12 protein-coding genes are annotated in these 13,969 nt (G+C 40.2%); 11 read left to right on the top strand and 1 reads right to left on the bottom strand.

Annotated features, from left to right (window positions below):
* Positions 1-186: 186 nt before the first annotated feature.
* Positions 187-2,214 (bottom strand): glycoside hydrolase family 18 protein, encoded by a 2,028-nt coding sequence (locus GM920_RS03480; protein ID WP_182953442.1) that lies wholly within the window; start codon positions 2,212-2,214, stop codon positions 187-189.
* Positions 2,215-2,423: 209 nt separating this feature from the next.
* Between GM920_RS03480 and GM920_RS03475 the strand changes: the two genes are divergently transcribed.
* The 11 genes from GM920_RS03475 to GM920_RS03425 are packed head-to-tail and all read left to right on the top strand — an operon-like array spanning position 2,424 to position 13,963.
* The gene (locus GM920_RS03475; protein WP_182953441.1) at positions 2,424-2,990 is read left to right on the top strand and encodes a DUF4255 domain-containing protein; all 567 of its coding nucleotides are present in this window, start codon (positions 2,424-2,426) and stop codon (positions 2,988-2,990) included.
* A complete protein-coding gene (locus GM920_RS03470) occupies positions 2,987-3,817 on the top strand; it encodes a hypothetical protein (protein ID WP_182953439.1) in 831 nt (276 codons plus the stop codon). Before GM920_RS03475 ends, GM920_RS03470 begins: the two co-directional genes overlap by 4 nt.
* Before the next feature lie 14 nt (positions 3,818-3,831).
* The gene (locus GM920_RS03465; RefSeq protein WP_182953437.1) at positions 3,832-5,862 is read left to right on the top strand and encodes a phage tail sheath family protein; all 2,031 of its coding nucleotides are present in this window, start codon (positions 3,832-3,834) and stop codon (positions 5,860-5,862) included.
* A 44-nt stretch (positions 5,863-5,906) separates the two neighbouring features.
* Positions 5,907-6,368 (top strand): phage tail protein, encoded by a 462-nt coding sequence (locus GM920_RS03460; protein WP_182953435.1) that lies wholly within the window; start codon positions 5,907-5,909, stop codon positions 6,366-6,368.
* Positions 6,369-6,377: 9 nt separating this feature from the next.
* The gene (locus tag GM920_RS03455; protein ID WP_182953434.1) at positions 6,378-6,821 is read left to right on the top strand and encodes a phage tail protein; all 444 of its coding nucleotides are present in this window, start codon (positions 6,378-6,380) and stop codon (positions 6,819-6,821) included.
* A gap of 2 nt (positions 6,822-6,823) precedes the next feature.
* Positions 6,824-6,985: a DUF5908 family protein gene (locus GM920_RS03450; RefSeq protein WP_182953432.1), complete on the top strand. Its 162-nt coding sequence runs from the start codon at positions 6,824-6,826 to the stop codon at positions 6,983-6,985.
* Entirely contained in the window at positions 6,985-7,659 is a 675-nt protein-coding gene (locus tag GM920_RS03445) for a CIS tube protein (RefSeq protein ID WP_182953430.1), read from the top strand. The genes GM920_RS03450 and GM920_RS03445 overlap by 1 nt, the downstream gene beginning before the upstream one ends.
* Entirely contained in the window at positions 7,649-9,448 is a 1,800-nt protein-coding gene (gene vgrG, locus GM920_RS03440; RefSeq protein WP_182953428.1) for a type VI secretion system tip protein VgrG, read from the top strand. The genes GM920_RS03445 and vgrG overlap by 11 nt, the downstream gene beginning before the upstream one ends.
* 6 nt (positions 9,449-9,454) lie before the next feature.
* Positions 9,455-9,757, top strand: a complete 303-nt coding sequence (locus GM920_RS03435) for a PAAR domain-containing protein (RefSeq protein WP_182953426.1) — start codon at positions 9,455-9,457, stop codon at positions 9,755-9,757.
* A gap of 1 nt (position 9,758) precedes the next feature.
* Positions 9,759-10,166 (top strand): GPW/gp25 family protein, encoded by a 408-nt coding sequence (locus tag GM920_RS03430; RefSeq protein ID WP_182953425.1) that lies wholly within the window; start codon positions 9,759-9,761, stop codon positions 10,164-10,166.
* 14 nt (positions 10,167-10,180) lie between these two features.
* Complete coding sequence (locus GM920_RS03425) at positions 10,181-13,963, top strand: hypothetical protein (RefSeq protein ID WP_182953423.1); 3,783 nt, start codon at positions 10,181-10,183, stop codon at positions 13,961-13,963.
* The last annotated feature ends 6 nt before the right edge of the window (positions 13,964-13,969 follow it).

Below are 13,969 nucleotides of genomic sequence, written 5' to 3'. Positions count from 1 at the left end.
GTAATTTGCTTAGGCTTCAATTGAGTCCATGATAGCAGGTATGGAGGAGCGGAACTAATTTGAATTTCTAGGCATCTGCTAGGGCCTTGCTAGGCCCTTTCTAGTCCATTGAAAGGATATCTTGCCCTAGCCAGGCCGGAGTAAGGCTGCTTCAATGGGCTAATGGATTACATGGAATTAGCCGCACTATGGCGTGTCTTCTTGTCTGATAACGGGGAATAGAAATAAGCGCATGAGTAGGATCCCCAATGCAATTCCGGTAAGTATGATCAAATATAATATCAAAAAAGGCATGTCTATACACTTTTTGTCAAGTCCAAACCAAGGAATGTCATTGTCCAGGTATAGCCATGCAAAACTGCAGGTAATGAGTGTGAAAGTCATGGTACCCATGATGATGAGCATTGGTGTTCTATTTGTCCATTCGTCTCCTTTTGTTCTTATTTTGGAGTAACAGAAGTAACCTAGTCCTAAACAGATAATCAATAAAATGATATTTATATAGGTTAAAAGGGTACGATCTAAAATAGATTGACTCGGGTGACAGGGGTGTCCAAGAAGAAAATAATACGTTTTTAGATTTCTAACGATATAAGCCCATCCGAATTTCTGGTTTTCAAGTTCAAGATTGGTCAGTTTGGTTGTTAGGGTATCTGGCAAAAGAAATTTATAAGCAAGCTCATCTGCGAGTTCTCCGTAGCCTATATCTGCGGTCATGTCGTGTATGGCAACCCCTGCAAGTCCAGCCTTAAGGGCGAAATCAAACTTTTTGTCTAAAGTATGTTCATTGTCAAACCATATCTTTTCCCGCGTTTTTCCTGCGGTATCTACCACTTCAATGATTGCTGTGGCAGTTTGTTCATCATAATTTACCGGGAGATATTGATAGTTTGCCCGGATTCTGCTATAAGAAAGCAGCATGGGGTTTTCTGGCTTTCCTTTGGCATCTATCGTTCTTCTTATGCCATAATATGGGAGTAAAAGAATCAATTTTGAGGGCGCAAGATGAGATAAGTTGAGGTAGCGGGACACGCAAGTCTCGATACTATAGTCGCTTTGTTGCTTTAATGGGGCAAGTGGACCAGGACGATTTTTGAAGTCTTGCTGGCTAAAATCAACTAGAAAGCGATCGGTAAATGGACTAAGCTCAGGAAGTAAATAGCCTTCTTTGATGTCAAAGTCAGGGATGGTGATGCTGAGTATAAACTGTTTATTTCCCTTGCGGCATGCTTTGGAAAGATTGTCAATAAAAGCCAACATGGGTCTGGAAAGTTTAGCATTCAGTCCTTTGAATTGGATATTTAGTCCTTCCATGTTGTTTTCAGCAAGTGCAGTGGCGATTTCTGAAATAAATTGGTTTTGGGCAAAGTCATGCAGCAGAAAATTACTGGTGTTTTTCGCATCAGCAGTAACCCCCATAATCAGTTTACTGCCAATTACCTTTGCGCGACGGGTAACTTCAAAATTCTTTAAATCTAAATCTCTCATGCTTCTTCCTGTATTCCCATTGAGTTCGTAGGCGTTAATCACCAGGGTATTAAAAAGCCTGTAGTTGAGGTCTATTTCTCTATTGGTATAGGGAAAAAATCCCCAGACTTCAGCAGCATGTTTGAGTTTAACGCTGCGTTCTCTTTTGAATATCTGATCAACAGTATCCTTAAGTACGATTGGCTCCAGAATTAAGTTCTTAATCAGGGCAAGTCTTTCCTGTTTTGGAAGGGAAATAGTTTCTACGGGAGGCTTATCCTGAGCGTAAATCGCTTTGATCAAATCATCGATGTATTTGTCGTTATTTGGGGGGCCGGAATCCGGAGCAGGTTCAGGTGTAATGGGGTCGGAGGGATCGGTGTCTACCGGAAATGGAGCCACTGGTCTGATGGTTTCTATATCCGATTGAATTTTGTTGATAATAGATTGTAGGTCGGCTAACTTAGTGTTCATCGAATTCAGGGCGAAGTCTGTATAGTTAGGCGCTGAAGCCGCCGCTTTTACATAATCATCAATAATTTTAATGACCCTTTTCTTTTCCCTTTCATGGGCATTCTTTCTAAATTTTAAAGCCTCTGATAGTTTCTTTAGAAGACTTAGTTTGTTTTTACTAGTGTCTTGCTGAAGCAATAATGTTGTGTTCTTGTCAATATTGCTTTTTCCTTTCAGCGTAAAAGTAGAAGTGATTAGAAATGTTGCAAGGAAAATCAAGATTATTGCTCTCATTTTGCGTATGGATAAGTCTAACCGAAAATATTACTTTTTTTCTTGAAATTATTTTAAAAAAGTAAAATACTTTTAAATATTTAATTTTTTTTTCTTAATGTTACATTACGAAACGCTACTATCTTTAAGTGTACAATAACTGTTGAATTTTTAATTAATTCCACTAGGAAGTGTACGATGTATCTATTATTTTACATTATTTAGAATAAATGATTTTTGAGGCGCTATCTTTCTTATCTGAGGAAATAAATGAATATTTTCGAAATAAACTTCGGATTAAGGAGGATAAGGTGGTATTGTCTGGGATTGTTGATGCAAGAGGGGAGATTGCCATTGATGGTTCTAATAAAATCATCGTTACTTTAATCAATATAGAGAAGGAAACTACACAGACCACTGTCCTTGGTCAGCATGCTGCAAACACTGCTGCCAGCCCTTTACAACTGAACTTATATGTGATGTTTTCCGCTTATTTTAACAGAGGGAATTATGGGGAATCACTTCGGTTTATTTCTTTTATTCTGGCTTATTTTCAGCATAAAAATGTGTTCAATTCGCAGAATTCTCCTGGATTGGACGAACGTATTGATAAGCTTATTTTTGAACTTCAGGTCCTTTCTCAGGATCAACTGAATAACATCTGGGCCAGTTTAGGGGCCAAGTATATGCCTTGTGTAGTTTATAAGGTTCGCATGCTAAATATTGACGAATCTATTGTTCGGGAGTATAGGCCGGAGATTACTACTATTGAAAACAATTCTTCGCTAAAATCATGAAAATCAGCTATGAAATATTGACCGAGGTTCAGTTTGAACATGAATATTTCAAAGGTATATTTTCCGTTTTTAAAATTAGACCAACCACAGCTTCGAGCAAAATATTACTGAATTTTGGAATGGAATTCCGGGAGCAGTATGGTCGGTTTTATATTTATTTTGATATTTTTCATGCTGGAGTCAAACGGTCCAGGGAGGAATTACTCCTGAAGCGCATGAATTTGATTTTTACAATTGAACTTGTTGATTCGCAGTTTTTCAACTATACAGCGCGATTTGAAACCAAGCTAAGTCAAGAACTCTTTTATTTTAGTAACCCAAAAAGGGACAATGAATTCCTTCATAAGAAAAGTTTGGTTTCTAATGATGATCTCTACAAATATACTTCCCGCTTTTTCCGGGAACCCGGTCTGGTTAAACCTTTTGGTATCCTCGCGCTAAAGCTAAGTACTGATTTGCGCAAGGTGTATGTGATTCGGTTTGAAGCCATGGCCACCTATTGGCGGTATGTTCTGGTAAGTGATTACCTGAAAGCGATCCCCAATGCAATCGTGATTGATAAAGAAAAACAGCAGGTCTTTATTGGACCTAAGTCCATTACACTTCCTTCCGGAGCAATTTATAATTGTTTTGTTTCTCCTGAACCGATCAAACTTTCCTGTAAGGCGCTGAACAGGTATCAGCTACTGGAAAGTTCAGCAGAGCGTCCGCTGAATGGACGGGTAATTATTCGTGCACTTCAAAATCCAAATCATACTTATCTGTCTCTGCTGCCTCCGGAAGAGGATGCGGAGCCGAACCGTAATTATTCAGAAATCATCATTTAAACCAAAACGCTCTTATGGCAAATTACAGATCACCAGGTGTTTACATCGTAGAAGAAAATGCTTTTCCCAATTCCGCAGTAGCAGTTGAAACGGCTATTCCTGCATTTATTGGCTACACGTTTAAAGCAGAAAGAGATGGGAAATCCCTTCACCGAGTTCCCACAAAGATTAATTCATTCGCAGAATACATTGAAAGTTTCGGCGGAGCATTTAAACCTAGTTTTTTAGTATCAAAGGGGGCAGTAGAAGAAGGTCTAACAAATACTGGTAAGGCTGTACGGGTACAGTCTTTTAAGATTGATGATCAGGATTTTACGTTGCGTTATGCTGATGGTAATGAGCTCTATTTATTCAATAGTATTCGCTTATTTTATGCGAATGGTGGCGGTTCCTGCGTGATATTATCTGTAGGTACTTATGAAGGTGTTAAATCTAAAGAAGTCTCGCTATCAGATTTTAAGGCTACTGAGGCCTTACCAGAAGGGCCTTTGGATATCCTCAAAAATGAGCAGGAACCTACACTGATTGTGATACCTGATATTGCGGCACTTGGTAAGGGGGCTTATTCGATTTACAAAGATGTGTTAACCCATTGTTCAAATATGCAGAGCCGTTTTGGGGTGTTTGACCTGAGAAATCAAAAGACTATCGAAAAGCCAGATGATGTGGTTGATGAATTCAGAACAGAGATTGGTACCAATTTTCTAAATTATGGTGCAGCCTATTACCCATGGCTGAATACTGGAATTGTGGATGCGGATGAATTGACTTACGAAAATCTGCCTGACAACCTAAGTACATTGCTGGAACCAGAGGTAAAGCAAATATTCGATGGTTATCAGAAAAGCTATACTAAACTTAATAATACCCTGGACCTCGTGTCGAATTCGATTGCAGCACGTAGAGCGGCAGAAGTAGCGGTTCAGAAAGCCGCAGATGCTAAAAAGGCATCTGATGATGCAGTTACTGCAGCCCCAATAGCAGAAACAGCATTAACGGAAGCCACAACCAAGGTTAATAATGTAACCACGGATTTAGAAAAAGCGACCAAGGCGGTTAAAGATGTTGATCCTACAAAGACCGATGTTTTGGAAAACCTAAATAAAGAGGTAAATAAACAAAATGATGCCCTTAAAATAGTAAATCAGCAGTTAGATCAGGTTAAGCAATTATCCGATAAAGCAAAGCAGGCTGTGACAGATACAGCTGCAGCGCTGGTAGCCGCAAATAAAGCGGTGTTAGATCGTGCTGGAGAGGCTAAAGTGGCCGCTACCGCCGCTACCAGTGTAACCGACGGTGCGACAAAGGTAGATGGTGATCCTATAGAGGCCGATAAAGCCGAAAAGAAGCTTAAAGCCGCAACATTGATCGAACTTCAAAACCTAAAAAAGAACCACAATTTAGCCTTAAAATCTTCCAGCGCATATTATCGATCGTTCTTAAACCAGGCCAGAAATCTTTTCAATGAAATGCCACCAAGCGCAGCTATGGTTGGATTGTATACGATGGTAGACAATACAAGAGGAGTTTGGAAAGCACCGGCAAATTATTCGTTAAATAGTGTAAACAGTCCTATAGTGAATATTTCCAGTGAAGCTCAGCAGGGATTTAATGTAGACCCTTACACTGGTAAATCTGTCAATGTAATCCGCCCATTTCAAGGTCTTGGGACATTGGTATGGGGTGGTAGAACTTTAGATGGAAATAGCTCGGATTGGAAATATATCAATGTAAGAAGGACGCTGATTATGATAGAACAGTCTTTAAAGGCTGCAACAAGAGCTTATGTTTTTGAACCAAATAATGCCAATACCTGGTTAACGGTGAAGTCCATGTTCAATAACTTCCTAACCAATCTTTGGAAACAAGGAGCTTTAGCAGGTGCAGCGCCAGAGCAGGCTTTTGAAGTTAACATCGGCTTGGGTTCTACCATGACCCCAACGGATATTTTGGACGGAAAAATGCTGATTACGGTAAAAGTAGCAATTGTAAGACCTGCTGAGTTTATCGTGATTACTTTCCAACAGCAATTGCAACAATCATAATTAACAATCAAACATTTATTTAAAGAAATTAAAAATATATAATCATGGCAGAAGATGGATCAACCCAATCGGCAATAACCTACGCTTTAGTTAAGTTTGCTTTCCAGGTCAAGTGGGAAGATGCTGAGTTTGTGTTTTCGGAAGTAACTGGTTTAACTGCAGAGGCTCAAGTGATTGAGTATCGCGGAGGGAGTAGTAAAGTGAATTCTACGGTAAAAATGCCGGGCTTACTCAAATACGGTAATGTCACCTTGAAAAAGGGGATGTTTAAAGGGGACAACGCAATGTGGGAGAAGTTTAAAGCACTGAAGATGAATACCTATAAAAGAGCAACTATATTGATCAGTCTGTTAGATGAGAGCAATGAAGTGGCGATGAGTTGGACGCTTTTAAATGCTTTCCCTGTAAAGCTGACGGTAACAGATATGAAGTCAGATGCGAATGAGGTGGCATTGGAAAGTATAGAACTGGCACATGAAGGACTATCACTGGCAGAAAAGAAATAACGGATGGAGATGTTTACTTATTTCCCGCCTGTAGCCTTTAAATTCCATGTATTTGTTGATGATATGGACGGAGATAAAGAAGGCAGCTTTCAGGAAGTAGTAGGTTTGAACGTTAAATTGGAAACAGAGGATATTCAGGAAGGAGGAGAGAATAGGTTTATTCACAAATTCCCTAAAGCACCAAAATTTCCTAACCTGATTTTAAAGAGGGGGATGCTCATTGGTTCCCCTCTTATGGAATGGGCTTACAGTTCCATTGGTAGATTTTCATTTAAACCGAAAACGATCCTGGTGACTTTATTAGATCAGCACCAGGTTCCGCTGCTGGGTTGGAATGTGATCAATGCCATTCCTGTTGGCCTGCAGCTATCCGACTTAAAAGCCGAAGAAAATAAGATCATGGTGGAAAGCATTGAGCTTGCCTATGATTATTTTGAAAAAATTAGCCTATAAATATGCCTATTGAAATCAGAGAACTGGTGATCAGAGTAGCGATCGAAAAAGAGCAATTTTCCGATTCCCTTGATCCCTTAGCCTTGCAACAGCTAAAAAGCGAAATCGTTAAAGCGTGTACGACTAAAATTATACAGAAGATCAACAAAAATAAGGAACGCTAATGCTGGTTAAATTAAAAATTGAAGCCTATGAAGATTCGGCCTGTAAAGGACATAAAAAAGGCCAGATTTTTGCCTTTTTGAATCCTGCGAATTATCAGCGGTCTTTCAGTGTGAATTATAGTAGTGATATGACCATTGGTTCTAGTAATATCACCAAAACCTTTCAAAGTATCGGTCTCAGTGATTTGAACCTAAGTTTATTTGTGGATGGTACCGGAAGGACTCCGCTAGCCTCCAGCTATAAAGATATTGACGACTATATTGATAAATTCAACAAGTTGGTCTGTGGTTTTCATGGAGAAGTCCATCGCCCATATTATCTCCTGATCACTTGGGGAAAGCTCATATTTACAGGTGTATGTGTTAAGAATAATATAAAATACACGCTGTTTTCGCCTGAAGGAAAAGCTTTAAGAGCGGTGATGGACTTGTCTTTTTCGGAGAGTGTGGATTATAAAACAAAGGTGAAAGAGGCGGCAATGTCTTCTCCAGATCTTACTCATGTTCGGACGGTTAAATCAGGGGATACGCTTCCCTTGATGGCTTTTCGGATTTATGGCAGTAAAGGGCATCATATTGAGGTGGCGAAACATAATAAATTAAGCAGTTTTTTTGCAATTAAACCTGGGGATCAAATTTTATTCCCGCCAATAGATAAATTAAATGGCAATTAAATCACCGGCTGACGTCGTAGATCTTACGCTTTCCTTGGTGATAAAAGTTTCAGGCAGTATTATTCCTGATTATTATCCCCAAATTTCCGTAGAAATCCATCATCAGGTAAATCGCATCTCGCATGCGGAACTGATCTTTGCTGATGGCACAGTAGACACCAGAACTTTCCCAATCAGTGATAGTGATAGTTTTGTGCCCGGAAATGAGATTGAAATTCTTGCCGGTTACGGGGGAGAAGATAAAGTTTCTATATTTAGTGGTGTCATTGTTAAACAAAGTATTGAGGTTAATAACACGGACGCTTTTAGCTTAATTGTGAGTTGTAAACACAAGGCGATCGGCATGACTTTTAACCGAAAAGACGTGGAGTTCACGAGCTTGTCGGATGCAGATATTCTGTCTAAAATTATTAAAAATAATCAGTTGAAGGCGGAGGTAACCAGCACTTCTGTGGTTCAGGAAACAGTGATCCAAAAAGGAGCTACGGATTGGGATTTCATCCTTTCCAGAGCAGAATTCTATGGGTTTTTAGTCAACTGTTTAAAAGGCAATACCATAGAGATTGCTGCGCCTAAACTAAGTACTGAGCCGGTCCTGCGGCTTGCTTTTGGTGATAGTATCCTGAGTTTTAATGCAGAATTGGATGCACAAATGCAGTCGCCAGCATTGGAGGCCTCTGCCTGGGACATTAAAACATTGACTATACTGAAAGCTAGTGCCACAGAGCCCTCACTTCAGGCGCAAGGCAATATCTCGGCAAAGAAACTTTCTGGAACACTGAGTCAAACCAAGCGCAATATATTTACCGGGGCACCGATGGAAAAGGCCGAAATCGAGACCTGGGCAAATGCGTCCTTACTAAAAATGCGTCTTTCCGCATTGAAAGGGAGTGTCAGTTTCCAGGGGAACGGCTTGGTGATGCCGGGGAAATTAGTTTTATTGGAGGGCGTAGGTGCAAGATATAGCGGCAAAGCCTTCGTTTCTTCGGTTAGCCATTACCTGGAGGAGGGCGTCTGGAAGACAACTGTCGGCTTTGGTTTGGATGATACCCCCATAGCAGCACAGGAGAATTTTAACGTGTTGCCAGCCGCAGGACAGCTGCCTGCAATAAGTGGTTTGCAGATCGCCACCGTAAAAAACCTTTTTGAAGACCCGCAATCTTTGCATCGGATTCAATTGACTTTAAATTCTAGTGCCGATAACCAAACTGGCACCTGGGCGAGGGTATCTAATTTCTATGCTACGGCAAACGCTGGTTCAGGATTTCTTCCTGAGATTGGTGATGAGGTGGTAGTGGGTTTTTTGGATTCAAACCCCCGTTATCCTGTGGTATTAGGCTCACTTTATAGCAGTTCAAAAGCACCTGTTTATCCAGCGAAAGACAATAAGAATTTCATCAAGTCGATCATTACCAAAGGGAATCTTAAGATTTCTTTTGATGATGAAAAGAAAGTAACCAAGCTGGAAACTCCGGCAGGAAATGCTTTTTCGTTGGATGACGAAAATAAAAAGATCGTAATTACGGATCAACATGGCAATGTGATCACGATGGATAGTAAGGGAATTAGCCTGGCGAGCGATAAAGATATTACCCTTAAAGCTTCAGGAGATATTAGCCTGAATGCCATGGGAAAAATAGAATTAACTGCAAAAAAAGATGCCGCTATTTCGGGCATGAATGTGAGTAATAAGGCTCAGGTTGGATTTACAGCCAAAGGAGGTGCGACCGCTGAAATAAGTTCTTCTGGCCAGACGGCTGTTAAAGGAGGTATTGTAATGATTAATTAAAAGATTATGGGAATGATGGCTGCCAGAATAACAGATATGCACGTTTGTCCGATGCTAACTCCAGGAATAGTACCCATTCCACATGTAGGAGGACCATTGATTGGACCTGGGGCACCTACAGTTTTGATTGGTGGCTTACCGGCTGCAGTAATGGGAGACATGGCCGTTTGTGTGGGACCTCCTGATTCTCTGGTCAAAGGTTCTGCAACCGTCTTAATTTGTGGGAAACCAGCAGTAAGGATGGGGGACTCAACGGCTCATGGTGGTACCGTCATTTTAGGATTTCCAACAGTATTAATTGGAGGATAGCATGGACGAAGATTCAATTTTAGGAACAGGATGGAACTTTCCGGTATCTTTTGACAACCTGAATCACCGCACGGTGATGGTTTCAGGAATTGAAGATGTGAAGCAGAGTATTTATATCATTCTGCATACCACGCCTGGTGAAAGGATTATGGAACCTGAGTTTGGTTGTAATTTGAAACAGCTGGTTTTCGAAAACATTGACGAGTCACTTCATAGTAAGTTGAATCATGTTGTTTACCATGCGCTACTCAATTATGAGCCCAGGGTGAAGTTTATAGGAACGGAAATCTTAGAAAAAGTTGAGGCTGCAGGTATTTTACACATCAGTATTGAGTTTTCACTAATTATTACCAATACCCGTCATAACCTGGTGTTTCCTTTTTACTTTAAAGAAGGAACAAATATTTAAATAAAACATGTTCTATGGGTAAAGAAATGGGGTATTTAATGGATGGTTTGAGCAGGGATGAACGCCTGATCAAAGAACTTCTGCCCGAATTTATAAAAATCGAAGATCGTGATATTGTTGATCAGCTGAAGATCATGTCGAACTTATCCAGGCATTTAATTTATTTTAATGATGGCAATAAGGCAGATGGAGATTGGGAAGAGTTTTTTAAAACGGACTACAACCTGTTGAACAATCTCCTCGTTAAGTTTGATCTCCAGGTATATCTGAAATATTTTACACTGTTAGAGATTAAATTAGAAAGAGCCGTAAGTGATGAGGCTGTGATGAGTGCTTTAAAGAAGGTTTTTCTTTTCATTCTTGCTTCTGGATTAAAAATGCACGATCTCGGTAAACGGTTATTGGCAGTACAAAAAACGCACGTCTTTGACAAAAGACTCAAGGAAATAATTGGGAACTTGGAGCAAGTTGTTGAAACGTTATGGGCTTATAACGATCAGATACACCAGGCTTTCGATGTGGTGTTTATTGCGGATGAAATTTTTGAAGTAAAGAAATTTAAGCGCTCCAACAATGTAGAAAATATATTCCCAGCTGACAAAGGGATTAGTGAAAGTACAGGGGAGGCATTTATAGTTATAAAAGCACTCTTTGAAACGCTAAGAACTAGTTTTAATAGGTTGCTCAACGCTTGTATCTTTTATGTGAAAGAAAATCCTATTCTGGAACAAAGCTACAGTCCACATTTGGCACTGGTAATTACTTTTTTAGATCTTTATGGGCATCTTAAAACGGATATTAATGAAGTGACCGTTAGACATCTGGATTTTTATTATCAACGGATACTAGGCTTTAGCCAATTTCCTGCGCTTCCAAATAAGGTGAATCTGCTTTTTGAACCACTTCCAGATGTGAAACAGGTGGCCCTGGAAAAAGGGGAATTGGTAAGTGGCAACCTGCCCGAATTTGAAGATGGGTTATTTTATGAACTAGATCGGCGTATTGTATTGAGTGATGCCCACATTTCCGCTTTAAAAACATTGTTTGCAGTTCGTACAGATTGGTTGAATTTAAGGGAAACGGAGGCGGAGGATACGAAGATTGGTCTTTCAGAATTGCAGTTGTTTAAGGGGGAATATGAAAATCCTGATCCTGCATTTTTTGTTAAAAATGCAGATTTGATGCCTTCATGGCCAATATTTGGAGATGATATCAATGAATTGACCGAGAAACAACGTCAGCATGCAATGGCAGAAACCGGTCTTTTAATATCTTCTCCGGTGCTTTATCAGCAATCTGGGCTGCGTAAGATTGAAATCAGGCTGTTTATAACCGCAGATTCGTACACGCAGTTTATTGAATACCTAAATAATTACCAGGGAAATACAGATCAGATGGACAATGTAAAGTATCTATTGCTGGAAAATGCATTTGTGATAGAGTTTACAGGACCAGCGGGTTGGGAAAAGGCGAGACTGACCAGAATTAGCTTAGATGAAGGAGAAAAATCATTGGTATTGGAGTTGCAGCAGGGAAAAATGGACTTGCCTTTTGCAATTTATTCGCCCTTACATGGTGCTTTACCGGGATTAATATGGCCTGCTGTTCGATTAATAGTTAACAATGAGGCAAATTTTAATCCTTTGGCCTATTTGCAAAACCTCAATATAGAAAGGATCAGTATTCAGGCTGAGGTGAGCGGTTTAACAGATTATATGCTTCAAAACAACATTGGAAACCTGAGTAATGCGACAGTTTTCCAGCCATTTGGGCCTGTTTCGCCTGTTAAAAGTTATCTTGATATTGTGAACCCCAATGTGTTTAATAAGTTCTTATCTAAATTGGAGTTGAGGATGGAATGGGCTGGGCTTCCTGATGTGAGTGGTGGATTTGAAACCTATTACCAGGACTACGGGGCTAATATTAAAAATAGCTCCTTCCGGGCGAGGCTCTTAAGCCATAAATATAATCCTTTTGCAGCAGCAAGTCTTAAGAATGATTTTCCATTGTTTGAATCAGATTTTGATGCCAATTATGAACCCGTGTTGAAACAGAACACCACGTTTAAAAAGGAAGCCCTGGATGTGAAAGAATTGGGCTTTACTAATAATGCAATATTGGGAGAAGAGGTTCAATTATTACCTGGGGAAATGACGGAGGGTACATTGAGAATTGAATTTAGCAGTCCGGCATTTGGTTTTGGCCACAGTTCCTTTCCTGCTATTTTCTCCGACGCAGCCTTGCACAATTCCAAGCGGTTTGTTAAGAAAAGGCCATTGCCAGAACAGCCTTATACGCCATTGCTCAATAATGTATTTATTGATTATACGCAGCGTATTTCAGAACAATTAAACAATGCCACAGGAAATATCCCTGCGTTCAATAACATCACACTTTTCTATTTGGAGCCATTTGGCTATGAACAGGTATTTCCTGGGAAAATAAGATCTGAATATCCGCTGATCCCTGCGGAAGAGTATGATAGCAATTTCTATATCGGCTTTGACAAAATTACCCCTGGAGAAGCGCTTTCCATTCTTTTTCATCTGGAAGAAAAGACCGCTCATGAGTCTGCAGTTAAGGTGGAGCCATTACAGTGGAGCTACCTTTATCACAATTCCTGGATCCGGATGAATGAGAAATATGTGCTTTCGGATACGACGGAGAGTTTTATTACCAGCGGAATAGTTCAGTTGATTGTTCCGGAGGACATTAAGTTGGGCAACACCAGGATGCCTGGGGAGCTTTACTGGATGAAGATTGCTGTGGCGGGGAGGAATGTGGTGAAGTCAAAGATTAAAGCCTTGTTTGTGAATGTGGTGCCTGCGACACACTTGGTTGGAATGGATGATCCTGACTTGTTGATTTTACCTCCTGCTGTACTCAAAACCATTGTGAATCCAGTGAAAGGGATCCAAAATATCTGGCAATTATTTCCATCCTTTGGAGGGAAACCCGCAGAGAATAAGGTTGATTTCTACATTCGGGTCAGTCAGCGGTTGCGGCATAAAAACAGGTTGCTGATGGCCAGAGATATTGAACAAACGGTACTGGAGAATTTTCCCGAAATCATTATTGCTAAATGCCTAAGGACGGATGAAGAGGAGATCGGGTCGATACCTGATTTTTCCGGGCTTAGGATTATTCTGGTTGCCCTAACGGAAAATTCCTTTCCGGTTAATATGAAGCCCATGGTTTCATTGGATACACTCTGTAAGGTGAAGGATTTTCTTCAACCCAAACTTTCACCACAGGTGGATATAAGTATTGAAAACCCAGTTTATGAGCGCGTGAAGGTGGTGTGTAAGGTGAAGCTTGTCTCTGGTAATCATGCAGAGCAGTTGTTTTATACCAAACAACTTGAAAAAGACATCAATGAGTTTATCAGTCCCTGGTATTTCCGAAGGGATACAAATTACGGTATAGGAAGGAAGCTTTTTGTGGAGGAGATGCGGAATTTTATAAAATCGAAGCCTTATATCCTGACTATTGAGCATTTCGGTTTGGGGCATTTTTACCATAGCATGGATGGTACAGGCATGAATGACTCCAAATCAGTTAAAATAAGCGGGTACCTGGTTGGATCAGTACCGGAAGCGATTTTTATCCCTGCTGAAACTCATTTTATTGAAATTTCTGAGTCTACAGAAGCGTCTCATGAAACGCTGGATATTGGATTAAATTACCTGAGGGTAGGAGACGAACTGCTGATCGGGGAGGCTGCGAAGCCAGAACATGAGGAGACAAAAGAAGAAAATAAACAATTTTATAACTGGGTGATATCGACAAATAAATAAAAGATT

This window comes from Pedobacter gandavensis, assembly GCF_014172405.1.
In the GTDB taxonomy this organism is placed as follows: domain Bacteria; phylum Bacteroidota; class Bacteroidia; order Sphingobacteriales; family Sphingobacteriaceae; genus Pedobacter; species Pedobacter gandavensis.
The sequence above is the reverse complement of the archived record's forward strand: the minus strand, read 5'-3'. Positions and strand labels throughout refer to the sequence as shown.